This window comes from Rhodococcus sp. P4_F5, from assembly GCF_056401315.1.
Map to the genome: position 1 here is coordinate 65,823 of NZ_JBFUJP010000007.1, position 23,780 is coordinate 89,602.

The 23,780-nt window shown below is 71.9% G+C and carries 23 protein-coding genes; 4 read left to right on the forward strand and 19 right to left on the reverse strand.

The features are described from left to right. Positions 1–72: 72 nt before the first annotated feature. The 4 genes from coaD to AC1DU4_RS05870 form a co-directional block, all read right to left on the reverse strand. The gene (gene coaD, locus AC1DU4_RS05855; protein WP_477838114.1) at positions 73–564 is read right to left on the reverse strand and encodes a pantetheine-phosphate adenylyltransferase; all 492 of its coding nucleotides are present in this window, start codon (positions 562–564) and stop codon (positions 73–75) included. Further along, entirely contained in the window at positions 561–1,124 is a 564-nt protein-coding gene (gene rsmD, locus AC1DU4_RS05860; protein ID WP_072844985.1) for a 16S rRNA (guanine(966)-N(2))-methyltransferase RsmD, read from the reverse strand. The genes coaD and rsmD overlap by 4 nt, the downstream gene beginning before the upstream one ends. Next, positions 1,121–4,528 carry a pyruvate carboxylase gene (locus tag AC1DU4_RS05865; protein ID WP_477838115.1) on the reverse strand — a complete coding sequence of 1,136 codons (3,408 nt, stop codon included), beginning with the start codon at positions 4,526–4,528 and terminating at the stop codon, positions 1,121–1,123. The genes rsmD and AC1DU4_RS05865 overlap by 4 nt, the downstream gene beginning before the upstream one ends. 502 nt (positions 4,529–5,030) lie before the next feature. Continuing rightward, complete coding sequence (locus AC1DU4_RS05870) at positions 5,031–5,390, reverse strand: PLD nuclease N-terminal domain-containing protein (RefSeq protein WP_477838116.1); 360 nt, start codon at positions 5,388–5,390, stop codon at positions 5,031–5,033. A 204-nt stretch (positions 5,391–5,594) separates the two neighbouring features. Here AC1DU4_RS05870 and AC1DU4_RS05875 point away from each other — a divergent pair, with 204 nt between their 5' ends. Beyond that, entirely contained in the window at positions 5,595–6,161 is a 567-nt protein-coding gene (locus AC1DU4_RS05875; protein WP_477838117.1) for a type II toxin-antitoxin system PemK/MazF family toxin, read from the forward strand. Between the two features lie 119 nt (positions 6,162–6,280). Here the strand turns inward: AC1DU4_RS05875 and AC1DU4_RS05880 are convergent, their stop codons facing one another. Continuing rightward, positions 6,281–7,054 (reverse strand): aquaporin, encoded by a 774-nt coding sequence (locus tag AC1DU4_RS05880; RefSeq protein ID WP_477838118.1) that lies wholly within the window; start codon positions 7,052–7,054, stop codon positions 6,281–6,283. Positions 7,055–7,407: 353 nt separating this feature from the next. On the opposite strand from AC1DU4_RS05880, the gene rpsT reads away from it, so the two are divergent. Further along, positions 7,408–7,668 carry a 30S ribosomal protein S20 gene (gene rpsT / locus AC1DU4_RS05885; protein WP_072844981.1) on the forward strand — a complete coding sequence of 87 codons (261 nt, stop codon included), beginning with the start codon at positions 7,408–7,410 and terminating at the stop codon, positions 7,666–7,668. 129 nt (positions 7,669–7,797) lie between these two features. Here rpsT and AC1DU4_RS05890 read toward each other — a convergent pair whose 3' ends face one another. From AC1DU4_RS05890 to AC1DU4_RS05945, 12 genes are all read right to left on the reverse strand, one after another. Further along, positions 7,798–8,565 carry a class I SAM-dependent methyltransferase gene (locus tag AC1DU4_RS05890; protein ID WP_477838119.1) on the reverse strand — a complete coding sequence of 256 codons (768 nt, stop codon included), beginning with the start codon at positions 8,563–8,565 and terminating at the stop codon, positions 7,798–7,800. Positions 8,566–8,603: 38 nt separating this feature from the next. After that, positions 8,604–9,572: a DNA polymerase III subunit delta gene (holA, locus tag AC1DU4_RS05895; protein ID WP_477838120.1), complete on the reverse strand. Its 969-nt coding sequence runs from the start codon at positions 9,570–9,572 to the stop codon at positions 8,604–8,606. After that, positions 9,569–11,995: a ComEC/Rec2 family competence protein gene (locus tag AC1DU4_RS05900; protein ID WP_477838121.1), complete on the reverse strand. Its 2,427-nt coding sequence runs from the start codon at positions 11,993–11,995 to the stop codon at positions 9,569–9,571. The genes holA and AC1DU4_RS05900 overlap by 4 nt, the downstream gene beginning before the upstream one ends. Next, complete coding sequence (locus tag AC1DU4_RS05905) at positions 11,996–12,934, reverse strand: ComEA family DNA-binding protein (protein WP_477838122.1); 939 nt, start codon at positions 12,932–12,934, stop codon at positions 11,996–11,998. A 259-nt stretch (positions 12,935–13,193) separates the two neighbouring features. Beyond that, on the reverse strand, positions 13,194–14,066 hold the full coding sequence (locus tag AC1DU4_RS05910) for a DegV family protein (RefSeq protein ID WP_477838123.1): 873 nt from the start codon (positions 14,064–14,066) through the stop codon (positions 13,194–13,196). 6 nt (positions 14,067–14,072) lie between these two features. Further along, positions 14,073–14,888 carry a diglucosylglycerate octanoyltransferase gene (gene octT, locus AC1DU4_RS05915; protein WP_477838124.1) on the reverse strand — a complete coding sequence of 272 codons (816 nt, stop codon included), beginning with the start codon at positions 14,886–14,888 and terminating at the stop codon, positions 14,073–14,075. After that, entirely contained in the window at positions 14,878–15,546 is a 669-nt protein-coding gene (locus AC1DU4_RS05920) for a histidine phosphatase family protein (protein ID WP_477838125.1), read from the reverse strand. The genes octT and AC1DU4_RS05920 overlap by 11 nt, the downstream gene beginning before the upstream one ends. Continuing rightward, the gene (rsfS, locus tag AC1DU4_RS05925) at positions 15,543–15,974 is read right to left on the reverse strand and encodes a ribosome silencing factor (RefSeq protein WP_072844972.1); all 432 of its coding nucleotides are present in this window, start codon (positions 15,972–15,974) and stop codon (positions 15,543–15,545) included. The genes AC1DU4_RS05920 and rsfS overlap by 4 nt, the downstream gene beginning before the upstream one ends. Further along, positions 15,975–16,649 carry a nicotinate-nucleotide adenylyltransferase gene (nadD, locus tag AC1DU4_RS05930; protein WP_245709525.1) on the reverse strand — a complete coding sequence of 225 codons (675 nt, stop codon included), beginning with the start codon at positions 16,647–16,649 and terminating at the stop codon, positions 15,975–15,977. It abuts the gene before it with no gap. 132 nt (positions 16,650–16,781) lie between these two features. After that, positions 16,782–18,224 (reverse strand): vWA domain-containing protein, encoded by a 1,443-nt coding sequence (locus AC1DU4_RS05935; RefSeq protein ID WP_477838126.1) that lies wholly within the window; start codon positions 18,222–18,224, stop codon positions 16,782–16,784. Between the two features lie 14 nt (positions 18,225–18,238). After that, positions 18,239–19,123 (reverse strand): AAA family ATPase, encoded by an 885-nt coding sequence (locus AC1DU4_RS05940; RefSeq protein ID WP_425439075.1) that lies wholly within the window; start codon positions 19,121–19,123, stop codon positions 18,239–18,241. 63 nt (positions 19,124–19,186) lie between these two features. Beyond that, positions 19,187–20,461 carry a glutamate-5-semialdehyde dehydrogenase gene (locus AC1DU4_RS05945; RefSeq protein WP_477838127.1) on the reverse strand — a complete coding sequence of 425 codons (1,275 nt, stop codon included), beginning with the start codon at positions 20,459–20,461 and terminating at the stop codon, positions 19,187–19,189. 72 nt (positions 20,462–20,533) lie between these two features. Between AC1DU4_RS05945 and AC1DU4_RS05950 the strand changes: the two genes are divergently transcribed. Then, entirely contained in the window at positions 20,534–21,934 is a 1,401-nt protein-coding gene (locus tag AC1DU4_RS05950; protein WP_477838128.1) for an amino acid permease, read from the forward strand. 30 nt (positions 21,935–21,964) lie between these two features. Here AC1DU4_RS05950 and folE read toward each other — a convergent pair whose 3' ends face one another. Together folE and AC1DU4_RS05960 are read right to left on the reverse strand one after the other, a co-directional pair. After that, on the reverse strand, positions 21,965–22,510 hold the full coding sequence (gene folE, locus AC1DU4_RS05955) for a GTP cyclohydrolase I FolE (RefSeq protein WP_477838152.1): 546 nt from the start codon (positions 22,508–22,510) through the stop codon (positions 21,965–21,967). Positions 22,511–22,575: 65 nt separating this feature from the next. Then, complete coding sequence (locus AC1DU4_RS05960) at positions 22,576–23,010, reverse strand: hypothetical protein (RefSeq protein WP_477838129.1); 435 nt, start codon at positions 23,008–23,010, stop codon at positions 22,576–22,578. Positions 23,011–23,095: 85 nt separating this feature from the next. Here AC1DU4_RS05960 and AC1DU4_RS05965 point away from each other — a divergent pair, with 85 nt between their 5' ends. Further along, positions 23,096–23,770: a helix-turn-helix transcriptional regulator gene (locus AC1DU4_RS05965; protein ID WP_477838130.1), complete on the forward strand. Its 675-nt coding sequence runs from the start codon at positions 23,096–23,098 to the stop codon at positions 23,768–23,770. The last annotated feature ends 10 nt before the right edge of the window (positions 23,771–23,780 follow it).

A 23,780-nucleotide genomic window follows, 5' to 3' on the forward strand; every position in this document is an offset into this window, starting at 1 on the left:
GCGACAGTGACGGCTACCAGTCTGCCGTAGCCGCGCCCCCAGACGCGACGCCACGCCCGGTGTGTCGAAGACCTACCGCTGCGCGGCTCGCTCCGCCAGCCGCGCCAGCAGCCGCTCGTGCACCTTCTCCGGCAGCATGTCGGCGACGTCGCCGCCGAAGGCCGCGACCTCCTTGACCAACGAGCTGGACAGGTAGCTGTAGACCGGGTTGGTCGCGATGAACAGCGTGTCGACGCCGGTCAGCTTGTGGTTCATCTGCGCCATCTGCAGCTCGTAGTCGAAGTCGTTGGCGCCCCGCAGGCCCTTGACGATGGTGCCGGCGCCGTTGGCCTTCGCGTAGTCCACCAGCAGCCCGTGCCAGGAGTCCACCCGCACGTTGGGCAGGTCGACGGTGGCCTCCCGCATCATCTCGAGCCGTTCGTCGATGCTGAACATGCCCTGCTTGTTCTTGTTGATCATCACCGTGACGATGACCTCGTCGAATTGCGCCGCGACACGGCCGATCACGTCGAGGTGACCGTTGGTGACGGGGTCGAAGGACCCGGGGCAGACCGCACTGCTCATGACTGCAGACCGTAACAGGCGATCTCGACCCGGGTGTCGCCGTACTTGCGGACCCGCTCCGTCTCGAATCCGGACGGCCACACCGTCTCCGGGGCCCGGACGCCACGCTCGAACACGACCAGCGAGCCCTCGCCGACCCAGCCGCCGGACGCCAGCCCGGCGAGGACCGCGGCCACCTCGTCCTCCCCCACCGCGTACGGCGGGTCGAGGAACACCACGTCGTACTCGCGGTCGGGTGGGCCGGCGACCACGGCGGACGCCGGCGCGGTGCGCACCACCGCGCCGGGCAGGCCCAGCGCGGTGATGTTCTCGCGCACCACGGCGGCGGCCTTGGCGTTGGTCTCGACCAGCAGCACGTGCCCGGCTCCGCGCGAGAGCGCCTCGAGTCCGAGCGCCCCCGAGCCGGCGTAAAGGTCGAGCACGCTGGCGCCGTCGAGGTCGATCCGCGCCGCCAGCGCGCTGAACAGGGCCTCGCGTACCCGTTCCGACGTCGGCCGGGTGCCCTGGGTGGGCACCTTCAGCCGACGCCCGCCGGCGGTGCCGGCGACAATCCGAGTCACTGCGGGCTGTCCTCCCCACCGATCGTGATGACGGCCAGCAGGTCGCCGCCCTCCACCTGCGCCACCGGCGCCACGGCGAGCCGGGTGACGGATCCGCCCCGGGGCGCGGTGATGGCGGCCTCCATCTTCATCGCCTCGATGGTGGCGATGGTGTCGCCCGCGGCCACGTGCTGGCCCTCGGCGACGACGAGGGTGACGGCGCCCGCGAACGGCGCGGCGACGTGGCCCGGGTTGCCGCGGTCCGCCTTCTCGGCGACCGGCACCTCGCTGGCGATCGACCGGTCGCGCACCGACACCGGACGCAACTGGCCGTTGAGGATGCACATCACCGTGCGCATGCCGCGCTCGTCCGGCTCGGAGATCGCCTCCAGCCCGATCAGCAGTTCCACGCCCGGGGTGAGCTGGACTCGGTGCTCCTCGCCGCGGCGCAGGCCGTAGAAGAACTGGTTGGCCGACAGCTGCGAGGTGTCGCCGTACTTCTCCCGGTGGGCGATGAACTCCCGCGCCGGGCCGGGGAACAGCAACCGGTTGAGGGTGCTGCGCCGCTCGTCCGCGGTGCCGTCGAGGCCGGCCTTGTCCACCTCGGTCAGTTCGGTCTCCGGCTTGGCGCTGCCGCGGCCGGCGAGGGCCTTGGTGCGGAACGGCTCCGGCCATCCGCCGGCGGGCTGGCCGAGCTCGCCCCGCAGGAAGCCGATCACCGAGTCCGGGATGTCGTAGGCGGCGGGGTTCTCCGCGAAGTCCTCGGTCGAGACGCCCGACCCGACGAGGTGCAGGGCGAGGTCGCCGACCACCTTCGAGGACGGGGTGACCTTCACCAGCCGGCCGAGCATCCGGTCCGCGGCGGCATACTTCGCCTCCACCTCCTCGAACTGGTTGCCGAGGCCGAGCGCGATCGCCTGCTGGCGCAGGTTCGAGAGCTGACCGCCGGGGATCTCGTGGGTGTACACCCGTCCGGTCGGGGACGGCAGCCCGGACTCGAACGGCGCGTACACCTTCCGCAGGGCCTCCCAGTACGGCTCGAGGTCGCAGACGGCCTGCAGGTCCAGACCGGTGTCGCGCGACGAGTGGGCCGTGGCCGCGACGATCGCGGACAGGGACGGCTGGCTGGTGGTGCCCGCCATCGCCGCACTCGCACCGTCGACGGCGTCCGCCCCGGCCTGCCAGGCCGCGAGGTAGGTGGCCAGCTGGCCGCCCGGGGTGTCGTGGGTGTGCACGTGCACCGGGAGGTCGAAGTTGCTTCGCAGCGCCGTGACCAGGGTTGCCGCGGCGGGCGCGCGCAGCAGTCCGGCCATGTCCTTGATCGCCAGCACGTGGGCGCCGGCGTCGACGATCTGCTCTGCCAGCTTCAGGTAGTAGTCGAGGGTGTAGAGGTTCTCGTTCGGGTTCGACAGGTCGCCGGTGTAGCTCAGCGCGACCTCGGCGACCGCGGTGCCGGTCTCGCGGACCGCCTCGATCGCCGGGCGCATCTGGTCGACGTTGTTGAGCGCGTCGAAGATCCGGAAGATGTCGACGCCGGTGTCGGTGGCCTCCCGGACGAAGGCGCGGGTGACGGTCTCCGGGTACGGCGTGTAGCCGACGGTGTTGCGCCCGCGCAGCAGCATCTGCAGGCAGATGTTCGGCATCGCCTCACGCAGGGCCGCGAGCCGCTCCCAGGGATCCTCGTGCAGGAACCGCAGCGCGACGTCGTAGGTCGCGCCGCCCCAGGCCTCGACGGAGAGCAGTTCGGGGGTCATCCGGGCGACGTGCCCGGCGACGTCGAGCAGGCCGCCGGTGCGCACCCGGGTGGCCAGCAGCGACTGGTGCGCGTCCCGGAAGGTGGTGTCGGTGACGGCCAGCGCGTCCTGGGCCCGCAGCGCCGCCGCGAAGCCCGCGGGGCCGAGCTGCATCAGTCGCTGCTTGGAGCCGGCGGGCGGCGGCGTCGAGAGGTCGATCGCGGGCAGCTTGTCTCGTGCGTAAACCGTCGTCGGACGCTCGCCGTGCGGCTTGTTCACCGTCACGTCGGCGAGGTAGCTGAGGATCTTGGTGCCGCGGTCCGCCGACGCCCGTGAGGTGAGCAGTTGCGGCCGCTCCTCGATGAACGAGGTGGTGACCTTGCCGGCCCGGAAGTCCGGGTCGTCGAGGACGGCCTGCAGGAACGGGATGTTGGTGGCGACGCCACGGATCCGGAATTCGGTGACCGCGCGCCGCGCCCGGGCCACCGCCGCGGGCAGGTCGCGGCCGCGACAGGTCAGCTTGACGAGCATCGAGTCGAAGTACGCGCCGACCTCGGCACCCAGGTTCGCGCCGCCGTCGAGTCGGACACCCGCGCCGCCGGGGGTGCGGTACGCGGTGATCCGGCCGGTGTCGGGGCGGAATCCGTTGGCCGGGTCCTCGGTGGTGATCCGCAGCTGCAGCGCGGCACCGCGAAGCTTGATCGAATCCTGGCTCAGCCCAAGGTCTTCGAGGGTCTCGCCGGAGGCGATCCGCAGCTGCGCCTGCACCAGGTCCACGTCCGTCACCTCCTCGGTGACGGTGTGCTCCACCTGGATTCGCGGGTTCATCTCGATGAAGACGTGGTTGCCGCGGGTGTCGAGCAGGAACTCGACGGTGCCGGCGCAGGAGTAGTTGATCTCCTTGGCGAACGCCACCGCGTCGGCGCAGATCTTCGCGCGCAGCTCGGCGGACAGGTTCGGGGCGGGCGCGAGCTCGATCACCTTCTGGTGRCGCCGCTGCACCGAGCAGTCGCGCTCGAAGAGGTGGATGACGTTGCCCTGGCCGTCCGCGAGGATCTGGACCTCGATGTGCCTCGGGTCGACGACGGCCTGCTCGAGGAAGACGGTGGCGTCGCCGAAGGCGGACTCGGCCTCACGGGCCGCGGCCTCGATCGACTCACGCAGCTGCGCCGGCTCGGCCACCCGCCGCATGCCGCGGCCACCGCCGCCGGCGACGGCCTTGACGAACAGCGGGAACTGCATGCTCTCGGCTGCGGCCAGCAGCTCCTCCACATCGGCGGAGGGCTCGGACGAGTTGAGCACCGGCAGGCCCGCGGCCTTGGCCGCCGCGATCGCGCGCGCCTTGTTGCCGGTCAGTTCGAGGACCTCGGCCGAGGGACCCACGAAGGTGATGCCCTCCGCGGCGCAGGCGGCGGCGAGGTCCGGGTTCTCGGACAGGAAGCCGTAGCCGGGGTAGATCGCGTCGGCGCCCGACTTCTTCGCCGCGGCCACGATCTCGTCGATCGACAGGTATGCCCGGACGGGGTGCCCCTGCTCACCGATCTGATAGCTCTCGTCGGCCTTCAGACGGTGGACCGAGTTGCGGTCCTCGTACGGGAAAACTGCGACAGTTCCGGCGCCGAGCTCGTAGCTGGCGCGGAAGGCGCGGATCGCGATCTCGCCGCGATTGGCAACCAAGACTTTTGAGAACATCGCTGAAAATTACCCTTGCGTTTGCGGGGTTCACCGGACAGCGTCCCAGAATTCGGGAATCTCCCGCATAACAGGCCACCTGTATCGGTCATGTACGGTACCGGGCGCGACCTCACCGATCCACGGCACCGCCCGTGAACTGCGGTGACAGCCAATTCGTGGGGCGTACAGAAGGGCCGCCCCGGCGATGCAACCGGTCCGCCGGCGAGACCATGAGGAGCCCCGAAGCCCCCCCCAACCGAGGCACGTGCCTCACCGACCCGGCAGGCGGGCGCGAGAGGGAACCCGGTGAGAATCCGGGACGAGTTCGGTGAGGTGCTCGACGACTGCGGCCTCGCCACATGAGGCACCGATGGCCGGTGCAACGACCCCGGGTCAACCCCGACCGCGGCATGGAGATCCGCGGGCCGTCCGAGTTGGAGGCGTCGCTGCGCAGCATGGTCGACGCGGCCAAGGTGGTGCGCGCCGACCTGGCGGCCGGAAGTGCTGTGCCCGGGGCGTCCTACCGCCGAGCGCCCTGGCGTCGCGGAGCACCGAACAGGAACCAGGCCAGGGCGCCGAGAAAGGGCAGCACAACGACGACCGCAGACCACCAGTATCTCGACCCGGCGCGATCAGGTTCGGAGCGGGACACCGAGACCAGTGCCGCGGTCGTCAACGCGATCCACATGACCGCGACGGCGGTGAAGGCGATGTCGTAGGCCAGTGGCAGCGTCGGATTGACAGTCCCGTCATCCATGCCGGAATCCTCCCCGCGGTTGCCGCCGGACGTTACCGGAGCGGCCGACGACGGCGCCCGGCTTCGCCTCCACCGCGAGAACTTCCCACTCCACAGCAGCGAGAGCCGGCTTCGATCGACCATCGAAGGATGGTGACCCGCTGGACTTTCCTGCCAGAGGAACCCCCGGACCCACTGATTCACGAACCGACCTGGCGGGAACCCACATCTCCTGTCTGAACGGACAATCTCCCGCGAAACCCGCGGACTCCCCACGAATCAGCGGCAGGCGCCGGCACGTCATGGCCGCACCGAGCGGCGGCCGTGCGCACGGTTAGGTTGAACCCCATGGCACAGAGCTGGAAGGCGATCGGCACACAACTCGGCAACCTGGCGCGACAGCACGGCCCCCGACTGCTGGCCGAGCTGCAGAAGTCGGGTCTGCTGGGCGGACGCGGTGAGGCCGGGAAACCCAAGGGCACCAACCCGACCCGGACGGTGACACCCGGGCGGCCGGTGGCGTCGACGACGGTGCCGACCGCGCACCGCGCCCGACGCGTCGAGTACTCCCCCGATCTCGACGGCCGCGCCGACCCGGGCGAGGTGGTGTGGACGTGGGTCGCCTACGAGGAGGACGCCAGCCAGGGCAAGGACCGCCCGGTGCTGGTTGTCGGGCGCGACGGCGGCACCCTGCTGGGGTTGATGCTGTCCTCGAACGCGGGCCGCGGCGACGAGCGGAACTGGCTGGGCGTGGGCGCCGGGCCGTGGGACTCGGACGGTCGGCCCAGCTGGGTGCGCCTGGACCGGGTGCTCGACGTCCCGGAGTCCGGTATCCGCCGCGAGGGGGCCGTCCTCGACCGCAAGCGCTTCGACAAGGTCGCCGCGCGGCTGCGCTCCGACTACAGCTGGAGCTGACGGCCGGCCCGTCTCGAAACGACCTGGTCCCGAAACGGCCGGAGGGCACCGTCGCGCGGTGGGACCGCGCCACGATGCCCTCCGGCCGGAGAGTGTCCTCGGATCAGGACTTCAGCAGATCAGGACTGCAGCCGGTCGTAGCGACCGAACAGTCCACGGTAGGCCAGCGCCCCGAGTGCGCCGCCGACCAGCGGGAAGACGATGAACGCCCACAACTGCGGGACCGCACCGACCTGGTACGGCGCGACCGCGATGCTCCGCGCCGGGTTGACGGAGGTGTTGTCGATCGGGATCGACATCAGGTGGATCACCGCCAGGGTGAAGCCGATGGAGATGCCGGCCAGCGGCACGTCCGAGATCTGGTCGGTGGATGCCAGCACCACGAACACCAGCAACGCGGTGAGCAGGACCTCGACGATGATCATCGCGGCCATGCCGTAGCCGTTCTCGAGCACCCCGCCGAGCGGGCCCTTGATGGCGGACGGGCTGTGCGCGCCCCAGCCGTTGGCGCCGAGTCCCATCGACTCGCGGTCGTAGGACGGCAGGCTCTGGGCCACCGAGTACAGCACCACGCCGGCAACCAGACCGCCGAACACCTGGGCGACCACGTAGAGGCCGGCCTTCGCCGCGCTCAGGCGTCCCAGCAGGAAGTGCCCGAAGGTGACGGCCGGGTTGACGTGGCAACCGGAGATCGGGCCGATCGCGTAGACCAGGAAGAGCAGGGTGAGACCGAAAGCCAGCGCCACGCCGAGGTTGCCGACCTTGGGGCCGGCCACCACCGCGGTTCCGACCGAGGCGAATACCAGGACAAATGTGCCGATGCCTTCTGCGATGTACTTCTTCGCATCGGAGATCGGTTCCTTCTCGACGAACTCCTGTGCTGTAGGAGACATGTGCCACCTTTGCTTCGAGTGTGAGGTCGGGATGTGCCAGAAGACTTCTCGGCGGACGTTACGCGAGGCATGTGACCGGAACAACAAGATCAACTAGCGTGTCGGCACACACCCAGACAACACGCAATGCGGGCCCGGACCGGTCGAGCGGGTACTGTGTCATTGCGTCGCCGGTACCGAACACCGTGCGACACACCCAGACCCGTAACCATGACCCGGACCGCAGCTGCGCGGCCAGCGTTCGCGCGCCGGTTTGGGATCAGACAACCATGCCTGGTAATCTCGAAGTTCGGCGCCCGTGTGCGCCCGAAGCTTCTTTGACAGAAACCAGCAAAGACGACAGGATTTTACGCGTGGCCAACATCAAGTCCCAGGTGAAGCGGATCCGTACCAACGAGCGTCAGCGACTGCGCAACCAGTCGGTGAAGTCTTCGCTGCGTACCGCGATCCGTTCCTTCCGCGAGGCCGCGGCCGCCGGTGACAAGGAAAAGGCCGGCGCCCTCCTCCTCAGCGTGAGCCGCAAGCTCGACAAGGCTGCCAGCAAGGGCGTCATCCACGCCAACCAGGCTGCCAACAAGAAGTCGGCCCTCGCGCTGGCCGCCAACAAGCTCTGACGTAACTCGCGTTACGGCTCGAAAAGCCGCCCGGTCACTCGACCGGGCGGTTTTTCGCGTCTCCTCTTCGTCGGGTGTGACAGCTCACGGTGGTGTGGCCGCTCACAGTCAGGTGTCGCTGCGCAGGGTCTACGGCTTGGCTGCACCGAGGAACTGCGCGAGGCCGTGGAACTGCTGACGCACGCCGGTCAGACCGGCGGCGTGGAAGATCGCCGGCAGCGTGTCCCGGTCGAACATCCGGACGCCGAGGGTCCCGGCGACCAGTGACAGCGCCGAGCGCACCGGTTCGCGTCCGCGCCCGTAGCTCGTCATCACCGCGATCCGGCCTCCCGGCGCGAGCACCCGGATCAGCTCGTTGACGATCGTCAACGGTTCCGGAACCAGGTACAGCGCGGCGTAGCAGCACACCGCGTCGAAGGTGCCGTCGTCGAAGGGCAGGTGCCGGGCGTCACCGCGCACGTAGGCGACCCGCTCTCCGCGGTTACGACGGACCGCCTGCGCGAGCATCGGCCGGGAGATGTCGAGGCCCACCGCGATCCCGTCGCCGGTGAGCTGCGTCCCGAAGAAGTGGGTGAAGTTCCCCGGCCCGCACGCCACGTCGAGGACACGCTGCTCGCCGCCGAGCGCGAGGTCGGCTGCGGCCCGCTCCCGCTCCGACTCCCCGGACAGGCCACCCACGCCCATCGCGGCCGCACCCACCGGACGCCAGAGGTTTTCGTAGATTGCGGCGACGAAGCCGTTGTTCATGGCGTGTTGGGCGGCCGTCGGGCGCGGCGCCTCCCGGTCGCCGATCAGGTCCAGGAAGCCCTCGTCCGTGCGCGCATCCGCGGCGAGRCCGGCCGGCCGGACCAGCGCCAGGGCTCGGTCGAGCGCGGGGTCACGGGCGCACTCCGTCATGTCGTCTCGCTTCCTTCGCCGCCGACGGTGATCCGGATCTAGTTGTGCAACTCCACGATTCGTGCCACCGCGTACTCGACCGCGTAGTCGGCGTCCGCGGCCGCACCCTTGACGTCCGCGTTGAGCTGCGCGACCACGCCGAGCGCCGCCCCGATGGTCTCGGGTCGCCAGCCGCGGGCCTGGGCCTGCGCCTTCTTGATCTTCCACGGCGGCATGCCGAGCTCGGACGCCATCCGGAACGGGTCGCCGCGCCCGGCGGAGGCCACCCGGGCGACCGTGTGCACCGCGTCCGCGAGGGCATCGGCGAGCAGGACGTACGGGACGCCGCGCAGCATCGCCCAGCGCAGCGACTCCATCGCCGCCGCCCGGTCCCCGGTGACGGCCAGCTCAGCAACGTCGAAACCCGAGACCTCGGCCTTGCCGGAGTAGTACCGCTGCACCGCGGCGGTGTCGATCACGCCGCCGGTGTCCGACGCGAGCTGCGAGCACGCGGCGGCCAGCTCCCGGAGGTCGGAGCCGACGGCGTCGAGCACCACCTCGATCACCTCCGGTGACGCCCGCACCCCCGCGGCGCGGAACTCGCCACGGACGAAGTCGGTGCGCTCACCGGCCTTGAGCTTCGCGCACTCGTGCGTCACCGCCCCGGACTTCTGCAGCGCGCCGACCATGGCCTTGGCCCGGCCGCCGCCGGAGTGCAGGATGACGAGCACGAATCCCTCGGGCGGCGCGGCGGCCGCGTCGAGCACCAGGGCGACCGCGTCCTTGCCCGCCTCGGCCGCGGACTCGAGCACGATCACCCGGTCCTCGGCGAACAGGGACGGGCTGAGCAGCTCGGCCAGCTCGGGGCCGCTGGTGTCGCCGGCGCGCAGCCGGGTCACCGGCAGGTCGTCACCGTTGGCGGAACCGGCCCGCACCCCCGCGACGATGGCGGCGACGGCTCGTTCGACCAGCAGTTCCTCGTCTCCGAGGACCAGGTGCAGCTGCGCGGGCGGGGTGCTCTGACTCACCGGACGATGGTCCCACGCCGACGGTGGCTGATGGCAGTGGCCCCGCCGCCCGACCGGCTCACCGCGAGGTCGCCGCTGAGGTCGGTCCGCGCCACCGTCGCGCCCGAGCGCCGGATCTCCTCGAGCACCCCGGGATTGGGGTGCCCGAAGGTGTTGCCGGCGCCCACCGAGACCAGCACCAGACCCGCCCCGACCGTGCGCAGGAACTCCGGCGTGGTGGTGCGCGAACCGTGGTGCGGCAGCTTGAGGACGTCCGCGCGCACCGGCGCGCCGTCCCTCAGCAGGTCCCGCTGGCCGTCCGCCTCGACATCCCCGGTGAGCAGGACCCGGCCCACGTCGGTGTCCACCGACAGCACCAGGGACTGGTCGTTCGCCGCGTCGGCGCCGTCCGCCGGGTCCCGCGGCGCGGGCAGGGTCGGCCCGAGCACCCGCATCGTCAGCCGTCCCACCCGCAGCTGCTCCCCCGCCCGGGCCGTCCGCACCGGCACCCCGGCCGACGCGGCCTGGTCGCGGACCTGACGGAACCGGTACTCCGGCAACCGCATCGGTCCGAGCACCAGCTCCTGCACCCGGCGGCCCCGCAGCACGCCAGGCAGTCCGGCCACGTGATCGGCGTGCAGGTGGGTGAGGACCACCGCCGCCACCTCCCGCACCCCGAGCCGGTCCAGGCACCCGGCGACGGGGCCGGGGTCGGGTCCGGCGTCGACCACCACCGCGGCGCCGCCGCCGGCCGCCAGCACCAGGGCGTCCCCCTGCCCGACGTCGCACGCCACCAGCACCCAGTCGCCGACCGGCCAGCCCGGCCACACCACCCGGACCGGCACCCACACGGCCGCCAGACCCAGCACCGCCGCGGCCACCAGCCACCGGACCCGGCGCGCCCGCACCGCCGCCCACAGGGCGAGCATCGCCGCGGCCGCGACGGCAGCGCCCACCGGTCCCGAGGGCACCGACACCGTCGCGCCCGGGACCGCGGCGGCRCGGCGGGCCACCCACAGCAGCCACCACAGTGGGGGGCCGGCGGCGTGCGCCACCAGTTCGCCGAGCGGCGGCCAGGCCGCCGCGCCGAGGGCGGCGATCGCGCCGACCACCGTCACGAACGCGACCACCGGCGCCGCCGCGAGGTTCGCCAGGACCGCGACCGTGCTCACCGTGCCGGACATCGCGGCGACGATCGGGGCGGTGACCACGTGCGCGGCGGACGCCACCGCCACCGCCTCGGCGACCGCGCGGGGCCAGCCGCGCGACCGCAGCCCCTGCGCCCAGCCGGGCGCGAGCAGCACCAGCGCCGCGGTCGCCGCCACCGACAACGCGAACCCGAAGTCCACCGCCAGCGCCGGCGCCACGGCGAGCAACACGATCACCGCGGCGCCGAGCGCGGGCATCGCCTGCTTGCGCCTGCCGGTGACCAGGGCCAGCAGCCCCACCGCCCCCATCACCGCGGCCCGAAGCACGCTCGGAGACGGCCGGGCCACGATCACGAAGGCCACCAACGCAATCGCCGCGACGGCCACGCAGGTACGCGGACCCAGCGCAAGCGCCCGCAGGACCAGCAGCACCGCGCCGATCAGGATCGAGATGTTGGCCCCGGATACGGCGGTCAGGTGGGTCAGCCCGGCGACGGTGAAGTCGTCGCGTACGCCCGTCGGCAGCGCCGAAGTGTCCCCGACCACCAGACCGGGCAGCAGGCCCGCCGGGTCGGGTGGCAGCGCCGCGGCGGACGCGGCCGCGAACCGCTGCCGGACCAGCCCGGCCGCGCGCTGCGCCCACGACGCCTGGGCAACCGAGCGTGGCGGCCCGCCCGCCCGGAGCACCGCGACGGTGAGGTCGCGGCGCAGGGGCGGGCCGACCTCGGCGCGCAGGCGCACCCGCTGGCGCGGCAGCAGGTCGCGCCAGCCCTCCGCCGGGGCGAACAGCACCACCGCGCCGCCCACCTCCACCTCGGCGCCGCCGATCTCCATCGAGCGCAGTGTCGCCCGGATCAGCACCGTGTCCCCGGACGGCGAACGCACCGGACGCGGGTCCTCCACGGGAGCGAGGGTGACGTCGGCGTGACCGCCGCGCGCCGCGACCGCCGCGAGTGGATGTGCCGACGCCGCGTGCTCCSGGGCCGCGACCGCGACCGCGAAGCCCGCCCCGACCAGCAGCGCCGCGAGCACTCCCGCCGACACGGTCACCCGCACACCGGACCMGCTCCCAGCGGCGCGGCCACCTGCCGGGCCTGGATCCTCGCGCCGAAGACGGTCACGAACGCCCGCCCGGACACCGATCCCCGCCACCAGCGCCGCGACGGCGGCCATCCCGACCGCCAGCCACAGTGCCGCCCGCCACCCGAACTGGATCCCGAACAGCGTTGCGGCCCAGCACATCAGCGCCGACGGAAGCAACCGCAGGTCCAGGGCGCGCGCCTCCGGGGTGGTCATCTACACGGCGACGAGGTCGCGGAGCTTCTCCAGCCGCGCCGGGCCGATGCCGTCCACCTCGCCGAGTTGCTCGACATCCGTGAACCTCCCGTTGGCCGTGCGCCAGGCGAGGATTGCAGCGGCGGTCACCGGCCCCACCCCCGGCAGCGCGTCGAGTTGCTCGGCCGTCGCGGTGTTCAGGTCCACCTTCCCTCCGGGGCCACCGCCGCCGGCGACGCCGCCCCCGGACGCCCCCGGCCCGGCCTCCCCCACCCCTGCCTGGCCCGCTGCGCCCGAGCCGACGGCGCCCGCGCTGACCGTGCCGCTGCCCGCGGTGACGGGTCGCCCGTCGGCGGGTGCCACCCCGACCAGGATCTGGTCGCCGTCCGCGACGCGCTGGGCCATGTTCAGCCCGAGCAGGTCGGCGCCCTCGCGGGGCCCGCCCGCCGCGGCCAGTGCGTCCGCGATCCGGGACCCGTCGGGCAGGTGGACCAGGCCCGACGTCTGCACCAGTCCGACCACGCTGACCACCAGGTCCACGGGCACAGCGGGCACGGAGGTCGGTCCCGGTGCGGTCGGTGGGTCGGGCGGGCCCGAGGCGGCCGGTCCGGCCGTCGGGTCCGCAGCGGCGAGCGCCCCGTGGGTCTGCGCCTGCGGCAGCGGGGCCACCGCCTGCGCCGAGGGGCGGTCCCGCCAGGCGCCCACCAGTCCGACGCCGGCCGCGACGACACCGACCACCACGAGCGCGATCACGCCGCCACGGCCCGGGGCGAACCTCGCGCGTGGCCGGGGCGGTTCGTCCGCAGCGCCGTCGGGCTCCAGCCAGCCGGGCTGCCGCATCCCGTCGTCGTCCGGATTCGGCCCGTCGGCCGACGGGCCGGCCCGGACCCCCGGGGCGCCGCCGGTGAGCGCGTCCAGTCGCTGCCTGATCCGGTCCCTCGCCTCGTCGGTGCTGCGCATGCCGACGACGTTAGGTCCGAGCGGGCGAAGGCCCGGCGGCGCGACCTGGAGAAACAACTCGCCTGTGGATCGACCGCGGCGCTGTGGATATCGCCGAGCCGGAGAAGTCAGCCCAGGTCAGACCGGGAGAGCGCAGGCCAGGACAAGGCGACGGCGCCGCATTCACGCAAGCGTGGATGCGGCGCCCGCAGCAAGAACCGCGGGCTCATGCGACCCAGCCGACGAGGCAACACCGCGGGCAGATTTCGTGCTTGTGCAGTCAGCCCTGCTCGTCCACGTCGGCCCAGTCCCCCGGGCCCGCGCCGCCGGGGAACACCAGCACACCGATCGCGCCGGGCCCGACGTGCGCGCCGAGCACCATGCCGAACTCGCCGACCACCACCTCGGTGATGCCCTCGATCCGGGCCTGCAGCGCCGCCGCGACCTCCTCGGCGCGCTCGGGTGCCTGCAGGTGGTGCACGGCCACCGCGGCCTCGCCCCCGGCCGCCAGGTCCACCGCGCTGTCGACGAGTCGGGCCAGCGCCTTGGTCATGGTGCGAGTCTTCTCCTTGAGCACCAGCTTGCCGTCCACCAGGTGCAGCACCGGCTTGACCGCCAGCGCGGTCCCGAGCAGTGCCGCAGCGGTGCCGATGCGTCCGCCCCGGCGGAGCTGTTCGAGGCGGTCCACCATGATCAGGGCCTTGCCTCGGCTGGCCACGTCGACGGCCCGCTGGTACACGGCCTTGAGTCCGCCGCCGGCCTGCGAGACGCGGGCGGCGGCCAGCGCCGGGTAGCCGGTTCCCATTGCGGTGGACTGGGAGTCGACGATCCGGACCTTGCCGTCGAAGGCCTGCGCGGCCTGACGGCCGGCCTCCCAGGTGCCGGACAGCTGCCGGGAGAGGTGCACCGCCAGCACGCCGTCGCCCTCACTGTCCTCGAGCGCGCGGGCGTAGGCCTCGGCGAGTTCGCCGGGCGAGGCACCCGAGGTGGTGACCACCGCGCCGGACGACAGGTCGGCGGGCATCTCGTCCACGCCCTCGCGCAGGTCGTGGCCGTCCACCAGCAGATGCATCGGCACCACCCGGATGCCGTGCGCCCGCGCCAGTTCCGGCGTCAGGCACGCAGAGGAGTCGGTGACGACGACGACGGGCACGGCGGGCTACCGGGCGCCGTCGGCCGAGGGCAGCGGCTCTGAAGGAAGGGGCTCCGAGGGAACAGGCGCCGGGTCGGCGGGCACCGCCGACCGGATCGTCGCGAGCATCGCCGCGGCCACCCGCTCGTGTCCCTCCCAGCCCCAGTGGATGCCGTCCGGGTTGCCCTGGTCGGAGAAGACGTTCTCGCGCACCGCCTCACCGAGGTCGACGAGCGGCACCTGCTTCTCCGCTCCCCACGCCTGCAGGGCCCGGACCGCACCGGCACGGCCGGCGTGGACGCTGGCGTAGGCGTCGCTGCGGTGCACGGACGGCAGCGCGCCGATCACCGGCAGCTCCGGTCGCATGTACTCCAGCGCGGCGCGGGAACTCTCCAGGTACTCGACGCTCAGCTTCGGGGGCAGCGCGACCGGCCAGCCGAGCGGCGCGAGGCGCGGCTGCAGCCACTGGTAGCCGGACCGGACCACCCGGCGCAGCGCGGGCGGCCGGACGTACCGGATCTGCTCACGCAGCGCGGTGGGGATCGGCGACGGCAGCGAGTCCATGCCGCCGACGGCGAAGACCACGGCGGCCGCGCGCGGCACCGTCGCCCACACCCGCGGGTCCTGGATCAACGCCCAGTAGGCGTCGCGGCTCGTCCAGCCGATCCGGGCGACGAGCTCCACGTCCCACCCGAGTTCGGCGGCAACAAGGTTCGGCCAGATCCGTGGGTGGTCGGCGGGCAGCCCGCCCTTCGGCCCGAAGTACGACAGCGAGTCGGCGAGCACCAGAAGAACCGGGCGGGCGGCGTCGGACGCCGGCGAGGAATCTAGTTCAGAGGACATCGCTGGCTACGTTAGCCGACGCGTTCCACACGTCCAGCCGCCAGCCGAGTGCATCGGGTTCGCCGTGTCCGCTCAGCTGCACCCAACTGGTGTTGCCCAGGCCCCCGAGCACGGCCCAGCGGTCCACCGGCAGGTCCAGGAGCGCGGCGGTCAGCGCGGCGATCAGTCCGCCGTGCGCCACCAGGACGAGGGGCGCCTCGCCCCACTCCGGGCGCTGCGCGACCAGTTCGGCGACCACGGGGGCGGACCGCCGCGCGACGTCGAGCCGGCTCTCGCCGCCGGGCGGGGCCCAGCGTGCGTCGGCGCGCCAGGCCGCTCGGGCACCGGGGTCGCGCTCGTCGACCTGGGTGTGGGTCAGCCCCTGCCACTCACCGAGATGCGTCTCGCGGAGCCGCTCGTCGGTGCTCACGGTCAGCCCTGACTGCTCGGCGAGCGCGGTCGCGGTGTCCAGCGCGCGCCGCAGGTCCGAGGAGACGACCTCGGCGGGCCGGCGCTCGGCCAGGGCCCGCGCCGCGGACTTGGCCTGAAACCGGCCCAGCTCGGACAGGTCGGTGTCGAGCTGACCCTGCATCCGGTCGCCGGCGTTGTACTCGGTCTGCCCGTGGCGGAGCAGGATCAGCCGCCGGACCGGGACACCGTGCGAGGGGCGTGCTGTCACTGCGTGGGCTCGTCGCGGTCGTTGAGGTTAGCGTTCTCCTCGTCGTCGACGGCGGGTCGCGGGGTGGCCTCGATGCCCTCGACGGGGACGACCGGGCAGTCCTTCCACAGCCGCTCGAGGCCGTAGAACTCGCGCTCGTCGCTGTGCTGGATGTGCACGACCATGTCGATGTAGTCGAGCAGCGCCCAGCGGCCCTCGCGGGTGCCCTCCTTGCGGACCGGCTTGTGCCCGGCCTCGCGGAGCTTCTCCTCCACGTTGTCGACGATCGAGTTGACCTGACGCTCGTTCGACGCCGAGGCGATGACGAAGCAGTCGGTGATGACGAGCTGCTCCGAGACGTCGAGAACGACCACCTCGGTGGCCAGCTTCTCGTCGGCTGCCAGCGCGGCGATGCGCGACATTTCGGTGGCTTCGGCGGATGCGCTCACTTAAGTGTTCTCCAGGTTCTGCGGTTGGGGGTGGATCTTGTGCGGTGCCGGTTGCGACACCGTGACGGCCCCGTCGAGCCGCTCTGCGTCGAGCGGTCGGTAGAGGTTGCGTTTGGAGATGTACTGGACCACCCCGTCGGGCACCAGGTACCAGACGGGTCGGTTCTCGCTGGCCCGGAGCCGGCACTCGGTCGAGGAGATCGCCAGCGCGGGCACCTCGACGAGCGTCAGCGCACCCTTGGGCAGATCGGCCAAGTGGTCGGCGAGATGCTCGATGCCGAGCTCGAAACCGGGCCGGGACACGCCGACGAACCTCGCCAGCTGGAACAGCTCCTCCCAATTCTGCCAGGAAAGGATGTTTTCCAGCGCATCCGCACCGGTGATGAAGTACAACTCGGCGTCCGGATGCTGCGCCCGCAGGTCCCGCAGGGTGTCGACGGTGTAGGTCGCCTTCTCCCGGTCCACGTCGACGCGGCTGACGGAAAACCCCGGGTTGGAGGCGGTTGCGATGACCGTCATCAGGTACCGGTCCTCGGCCGGGCTGACGCTGCGCGCCTCCTTCTGCCAGGGCTGGCCGGTGGGGACGAAGATCACTTCGTCGAGCCCGAATCGGTCCGAGACCTCACTGGCCGCCACGAGGTGGCCGTGGTGGATGGGGTCGAAGGTGCCGCCCATGACGCCGAGCCGCCTCGGCTTCGCCCCACGAGGCTGCGGCGTCGCCGCCGAGCCGCTCTTCGTCGCACCCACTTCGTCCTGCACGAGTGACCAGCTTACTGGTCGGTGCGTCGCCGCCTTCCGCTCGCGTGGTCAGACAGGCAGCAGTCGCTCGACCACCGTGGCCAGCTGGCTCGCCGAGCGGCACTCGTGCATCGTCACCGCGTCGGCGTACACCAGTGCGGCCGAGTCGCCGCTGCCCCACTGCCCGGTCGGCTCCGGGTTCAGCCAGTGCGTGTGCTTGGCGACCGCGGCCAGGTGGGTCAGCGCCGTCAGGTTCGGGTCCCGGTAGTTGTTCCGCGCGTCGCCCAGGATCAACAGCGACGACTTGCTGGTGAGGCTGTGCGCGAACCGCTCGGCGAACACCCCGAGCGCGTTGCCGTAGTCCGAGTGCCCGTCGTACGTGATCAGGTCGGCCTCGCGGATCATCCGGGACATCGCCGAGCCGAGGTCGGCGCCGGCGTCGAAGAACCGGGTGACCTCGTCGGTGGTGTCGATGAACGCGAACACCCGCACCCGGGAGAACTGCTCGCGCAGCGCGTGCACCAGCAGCAGCGTGAAGTTGCTGAAGCCGGCGACCGAACCGGACACGTCGCACAGCACCACCAGCTCCGGCCGGGCGGGCCGGGGCTTGCGCTGGACCAGGTCGATCGGGACACCGCCGGTGGACATCGACTTGCGCAGCGTCTTGCGCAGGTCGATCGCGCCGGCACGGCTGCGCTTGCGGCGGGCGGCCAGCCTGCTGGCGAGCTTGCGGGCGAGTGGGGTGACGGTGCGGCGCAGCGCGACGAGCTCGGAGTCGGACGCGCGCAGGAAGTCGACCTCCTCGGCGAGCCGCGGCACCCCGTAGGTGGCCACCCGTTCCTTGCCGAGCTGCTCGGCGGAGCGGCGCCGGGTCTCCTGCTCGACCAGCTTCCGGAAGTCCGCGACCCGCTGCGCGGCGGTGCGCCGGGCCACCTCGGTGGCGTAGTCGCCCGCGTCGTGCTGGCCCTCGACGCGGTTGCCGAGCAGCCCGTCGAGGATCCGCTCGACCAGCGTCTCCGGTGCCACGTCCCGCAGCGCCTGGTACGCCGAGAACGACGGGCCCTTCGACGACTGGTACTGGCCGAGCTGCTCGACCATCTGCGCGGTCAGCTTCTCGGTGAGTTCCAGCGACTCCGCGGAGCCGTCCGCCAGCAGCCCGGCAATCAGCTCACGCAGCGCGTCGAAATCCACGGTGCCGTCGGGCCGCCGCGGAATCTGCAGGTCCACGGCGCCGCCGTCGCGCACCCCGACCGCGGCCGGGAACCACAGGTCGAACAGTGCGTCGAAGGTGGCGCGGTGCGTCGGCCGACGCAACAACGAGCAGGCCAGGCCCTCGCGCAGGGCTTCGCGATCCAGCAGGTCGAGCACCGACATCACCTGACCGGCGTCCACCGTCTCCGACGGGCCGACGGGAATCCCGCGTCGACGCAGCGCCTCGACGAAGTCCACGAGGTGCCCGGGCAGGCCGTACGGGGCGGCGGGTCCGCCCGGGGCGGCGGCGGTGACGGCCATGCGGGGCTCCTACGTCAGTTCAGTCGCAGTTCGGCGGCGGCGCGCTGCTGGTCGGATCGGTGCTTGAGGATCACACCCATGGTGGCACGGACCGCGTCGTCGTCGAGGGTGTCCATCCCCAGCGCCAGCAGGGTGCGGCCCCAGTCGATGGTCTCGGCGACCGACGGCAGCTTCTTGAGCTGCATGCCGCGCAGCACCCGGACGGTGTTGACGAGCTGCTCGGCCACCGCCTCCGGCAGCTCGGGGACCCGGCTGGCCAGGATGCGGCGCTCGAGCTCGGCGTCCGGGAAGTCCAGGTGCAGGAACAGGCAGCGGCGCTTGAGCGCCTCGGACAGCTCCCGCGTCGCGTTGGAGGTGAGCACCGCGAACGGCTTGCGGGTCGCGACGATGGTGCCGAGCTCGGGCACCGTGACCGCGAAGTCGCTGAGCACCTCGAGCAGCAGGCCCTCGATCTCGACGTCGGCCTTGTCCACCTCGTCGATCAGCAGGACGGTCGGGTCCTCGCGGCGGATCGCGGTGAGCAACGGCCGCGGCAGCAGGAACTCCTCGGAGAAGACGTCCAGCTTGGTGGCGTCCCAGCTGGCGGCGTCCCCGGCCGCCGCACCGGCCCCGCCGGCCTGGATCCGCAGGATCTGCTTGGCGTGGTTCCACTCGTAGAGGGCGCGCGACTCGTCGACGCCCTCGTAGCACTGCAGTCGCACCAGTTCGGCGCCCGCGGTCTGCGCGACGGCCCGCGACAGCTCGGTCTTGCCCACACCGGCCGGGCCCTCGATCAGCAGCGGCTTGCCGAGCCGGTCGGCGAGGTACACCGCGGTCGCGGTGGCCTTGTCGGCCAGGTACCCGGTCTCGGCGAGCCGGGTGATCACCTCGTCGACGCTCGCGAAGATCGGCGGCGTCATCGGCAGGGCGCGGTCCACACTGGCTCCTCAGGTTTGGTCGATCAAGGTCGGGTGGTGCTCGGTTCAGACCGGGCGGACGTGCCCGTCGCCCCACACGGTCCACTTGGTGGAGGTGAGTTCGCCGAGCCCCATCGGTCCGCGGGCGTGCAGCTTCTGGGTGGAGATGCCGATCTCCGCGCCGAAGCCGAACTGCTCGCCGTCGGTGAACGCGGTCGAGGCGTTGACCATCACCGCGGCGGCGTCCACCCGGGCGGTGAACTCCCGGGCCGCGGCCAGGTCGCCGGTCACGATGGCCTCGGTGTGGCCGGTGCCGTAGCGGTCGATGTGCTCGACCGCCTCGTCCAGCCCGTCGACCACCTTGAGCGCGACGTCGAGGGTCAGGTACTCCTCGGACCAGTCGGCCTCGGTGGCCGGCACCTGGCCGGGCAGGTCGCCGTGGATGACGACGCTGTGGGCCTGCAGCGCCTGGGTCAGGGCCGGCACCGCCACGTCGGCGATGGCCCGGTCCACCAGGATGGTCTCGGCGGTGTTGCACACGCTTGGCCGACGGGTCTTGGCGTTGATCACGATCTTCTCGGCCATCGCCAGGTCCGCCGCGGCGTGCACGTAGACGTGGCAGTTGCCGACCCCGGTCTCGATGGTCGGCACGGTCGCGTCCCGCACCACGGCGTTGATCAGTCCGGCGCCGCCGCGCGGGATCACCACGTCCACCAGGCCGCGGGCCTGGATCAGGTGCGTGACGCTGGAACGGTCCTCGCTCGGCAGCAACTGCACCGCGTCGGCGGGAAGGCCCTGCGCGGTCAGCGCCCCGCGGAGCACCTCGACGAGCGCGGCGTTCGAGTGCGCCGCCGACGACGAACCGCGGAGCAGGGCCGCGTTGCCGGACTTGAGGGCGAGGCCGAACGCGTCGACGGTGACGTTGGGGCGGGCCTCGTAGACCATCCCGACCACCCCGAGCGGCACCCGCACCTGACGGATCTCCAGGCCGTTCGGCAACGTCGAGCCGCGGACCAGCTCGCCGACCGGGTCGGCGAGGCCGGCGACCTGACGCAGCCCGGAGGCGATGCCCTCGACCCGGTCCGCGGTCAGCCGCAGCCGGTCGAGCAGGCTCTCCTCGGTGCCGCCGGCACGCGCGACGTCGATGTCGCGGGCGTTGGCGGCGAGCACCTCGTCGGTCGCGGCGAGCAGCGCGTCGGCGGCCGCACCCAGCGCGCGGTCCTTCTCGGCGGTCGTGAGGAGGGCGAGCACCCGGGACGCCACGCGGGCGCGCCGCGCGGCCTCGTGCACGGCCTCACGGACGTCGTTGGTCACCTGCAGAGGTTCGTTCACCGCGGTCATGAATACAGGGTAACGACCCGATCGGCGCATAATCGACCGGCCCAACGCTCCGCGCACCAACGAAGGCAGCCCATGACACAGACAACCGACGAGGCGCTCCGCGCCGACGAGTCCGAGGGCTACAGCCGCGGGTTGAACTCGCGCACCATCCAGATGATCGCCATCGGCGGCGCCATCGGGACGGGCCTGTTCTACGGCTCCGGCGCCGCCATCGAGTCGGCCGGCCCGTCGCTGATCCTGGCCTACCTCGCGGCCGGCCTGGCGGTGTTCGTGATCATGCGCGCGCTGGGCGAACTGCTCACCTACCGCGCGGTCTCGGGCAGCTTCGGCGAGTACGCGGAGGAGTTCCTCGGCCGGTTCTTCGGCTTCGTCACCGGCTGGACGTACTGGGCGGTGTGGACGGCCACGTGCATGGCCGAGATCACGGTCGCCGGAAAGTACGTGGAGTTCTGGTTTCCGGCGGTACCCACCTGGTTGACGGCACTGGTGGTGCTGGCGCTGCTGTTCGGCGCCAACCTGATCTCGGTGAAGCTGTTCGGCGAGGCCGAGTTCTGGTTCGCGGCGATCAAGATCACCGCGATCATCGGCATGATCCTGATCGGCATCGGCGTGCTCACCCTGGGCTTCGGCCAGGCCACCAATCCGACGGTGACGAATCTGTGGGCGGACGGCGGCGTATTTCCCAACGGGTTCGGGGCCGCGCTGATGAGCCTGCAGATCGTGATGTTCGCCTACGTCGGTGTGGAGTTGATCGGTGTCACCGCGGGTGAGGCCCGCGATCCCAAGCCGACGCTGCGCAAGGCGATCAACTCGCTGCCGCTGCGGATCGGGCTGTTCTACGTCGGGTCGCTCGTGGTGATCATGTCGGTGGCCAGCTGGCGCGACTTCCATGCCGGGTTCAGCCCGTTCGTGGAGGTGCTGCAGCAGATCGGCATCCCGGCCGCCGCCGGGATCATGAACTTCGTGCTGCTCACCGCGGCGCTGTCGTCGTGCAACTCGGGCATCTACTCCACCGGCCGGATGCTGCGCAGCCTGTCCCTGCGCCGAGAGGCCCCGGCGGCGCTGAGCGGGCTCAGCGGCCGGTCGGTGCCGCTGCCCGGCATCGCCCTGTCGGCCGGCGTGATGCTGATCGGCGTGGTGGTCAACGTGATCTCCCCGGACCGGGCCTTCCTCTACATCACGTCGGTCTCCACCGTGGGGATCATCTTCGTGTGGGGCACCATCCTGGTCTGCCACCTGCGGTACCGGAACGAGGTGCGGGCCGGTCGCCTGCCCGCGGTGGACTACCGACTGCCGGGCGCGCCGGTGACCAACTGGCTGGCGCTGGCCTTCCTGGCGGGGGTCCTGGTGCTGCTGTTCTTCAGTTCCGCCGGCCGCACCGCACTGCTCGTCGGCGCGGTCTTCGCGGTGATCGTCTGCGGCGGTTACCTCCTGCTCCGGTCCCGCGAGGAGAAGGCGACGACGACGGTCTGAGCCGTTCCCCGGCCGCACCCGGCAAGCCGGTCAGCCCCTGATCAGGTCGAGGAACTCGCGCCGGGCGGCCGGGTTCTCGCGCAGCGTGCCGCGCACCGCCGAGGTGACGGTCCGGGTCCCGGCGGCCTGCACGCCGCGCACCGACATGCACATGTGCTCGGCCTCGATCACCACGCCGATGCCGCGGGGCTGCAGGTGCTCGCCGAGCCAGTCCGCCACCTGCATCGTCAGCCGCTCCTGCACCTGCAGGTCCCGCGCGAACAGTTCCACCACCCGCGCCAGCTTGGACAGGCCGAGGATGCGTCCGCCCGGCAGGTAACCGACGTGGGCGACCCCGCGGAACGGCAGCAGGTGGTGCTCGCACAGCGAGATCATCGGGATGTCCCGGGCCAGCACCAGTTCGTCGTACCCCGCGTCGTTGGGGAACGTGGTCAGGTCGAAGTCGCGCGGGGTGAGCATCTCCTCGTACGACGCCGCCACCCGGCGCGGGGTGTCCGAGAGGTGGACGCCGTCGGGGTCACGCCCCAGCGCGCGGAGCAGGTCCGCGACCGCACGCTCGGCGGCGGGCCGGTCCACGGCGGGACGTAGCCGTCCCGCCCGGACCTGCGTCGGCGGCGCGACCTCGAGGTCGAGCGCGGCAGTCACCGGGTTGCCCCGTGCCCGCCGGTGTACTTGACCGCGAGGCGACCGAGTGCGGCGGCCGCGACCAGCAGGCCGAAGTCGCGCAGCGCCACGTCGTAGTAGCCGGGCAGGGTCAGCAGGTTGACGATGATCCCGGCGAGCCAGGCCACCACCAGCCAGGCACCGAACCTGGGCGCGATCGCCACGAGAAGTCCGGCGGCCACCTCGATCACTCCGACGATGTACATGCCCTGCTGTGCGGTGCCCGGCAGGATCCCGTCGATCCACGGCGCGAGGTAGGCGGGCCAGTCGGTCATCACGTTCGCGAACTTGTCGAGACCGAACAGGATCGGCGCCACGGTGAACACCGTCCGCAGCAACACAAATGCCTGGTATCCGGGATCGGCGAGGCGGGACCGACCCCCGTTGAACTGGCTTTTCGTCTCGGTCGCCATGACTCCTCCTTCTAAAAATAATGTAAATGAACTATAGAACCGCGGAGGAGATTACGTCAACGTTGATTGGTTTTACAATGGGGTCATGTCTCCGAACCCGCCCTCGGACATCTCGGCCGTCTCGGCCCTCGACGAACCGGCCCGACGCCGGCTCTACGACTACGTCCGCGGCCACCGCGACCCGGTCGGCCGCGACGACGCCGCCGAGGCGCTCGGCATGGCCCGTCAGACCGCCGCATTCCACCTGGACAAGCTCGCCGACGAGGGCCTGCTGACCGTCGAGTTCGCGCGCCGCACCGGTCGCACCGGGCCCGGCGCCGGACGCCCCGCCAAGCTGTACCGCCGTTCGGCCCGCGAGGTGGCCGTGCAGTTGCCGCAGCGCTCCTACGAGCTCGCGGGGCAGCTGCTGGCGCAGGCCCTCGACGACGCGGAACGCACCGGCGAGTCACCCCGGCACAGCCTCGACCGCCGCGCCCGGGACCTCGGCGCAGCGATCGGCGTGGAGGCCGGACCGGACGACCTCCTCGGCACGCTCGAGGGCTGCGGCTACGAGCCCCGCGTCGAGGGCACCGACATCACGCTGGTGAACTGCCCGTTCCACGCCCTCGCCCAGCAGCACACCGCGATGGTGTGCGGGATGAACCTCGGGCTGATCGAGGGACTGCTGGACGGCGCCGGATGCGCGGGCCGTCGCGCCCGACTCGCCCCCGAGGACGGGTACTGCTGCGTCCGCATCGAACCGGCGCCCGCCACCGGCTAGCGTCGAAGGC

Excerpts from the sequence above, each read along its gene's own strand:
- AC1DU4_RS05965 (WP_477838130.1), top strand. The coding sequence starts at position 23,096 with ATGTCTCCGAACCCGCCCTCGGACATCTCGGCCGTCTCGGCCCTCGAC.
- AC1DU4_RS05905 (WP_477838122.1), bottom strand. The coding sequence starts at position 12,934 with ATGCGCAGCACCGACGAGGCGAGGGACCGGATCAGGCAGCGACTGGAC.
- AC1DU4_RS05945 (WP_477838127.1), bottom strand. The coding sequence starts at position 20,461 with ATGACCGCGGTGAACGAACCTCTGCAGGTGACCAACGACGTCCGTGAG.
- coaD (WP_477838114.1), bottom strand. The coding sequence starts at position 564 with ATGAGCAGTGCGGTCTGCCCCGGGTCCTTCGACCCCGTCACCAACGGT.
- AC1DU4_RS05935 (WP_477838126.1), bottom strand. The coding sequence starts at position 18,224 with ATGGCCGTCACCGCCGCCGCCCCGGGCGGACCCGCCGCCCCGTACGGC.
- nadD (WP_245709525.1), bottom strand. The coding sequence starts at position 16,649 with ATGGGCGGCACCTTCGACCCCATCCACCACGGCCACCTCGTGGCGGCC.
- AC1DU4_RS05880 (WP_477838118.1), bottom strand. The coding sequence starts at position 7,054 with ATGTCTCCTACAGCACAGGAGTTCGTCGAGAAGGAACCGATCTCCGAT.
- AC1DU4_RS05940 (WP_425439075.1), bottom strand. The coding sequence starts at position 19,123 with ATGACGCCGCCGATCTTCGCGAGCGTCGACGAGGTGATCACCCGGCTC.
- AC1DU4_RS05870 (WP_477838116.1), bottom strand. The coding sequence starts at position 5,390 with ATGGTCGATCGAAGCCGGCTCTCGCTGCTGTGGAGTGGGAAGTTCTCG.
- AC1DU4_RS05960 (WP_477838129.1), bottom strand. The coding sequence starts at position 23,010 with ATGGCGACCGAGACGAAAAGCCAGTTCAACGGGGGTCGGTCCCGCCTC.
- AC1DU4_RS05875 (WP_477838117.1), top strand. The coding sequence starts at position 5,595 with ATGGCACAGAGCTGGAAGGCGATCGGCACACAACTCGGCAACCTGGCG.
- octT (WP_477838124.1), bottom strand. The coding sequence starts at position 14,888 with ATGTCCTCTGAACTAGATTCCTCGCCGGCGTCCGACGCCGCCCGCCCG.
- AC1DU4_RS05950 (WP_477838128.1), top strand. The coding sequence starts at position 20,534 with ATGACACAGACAACCGACGAGGCGCTCCGCGCCGACGAGTCCGAGGGC.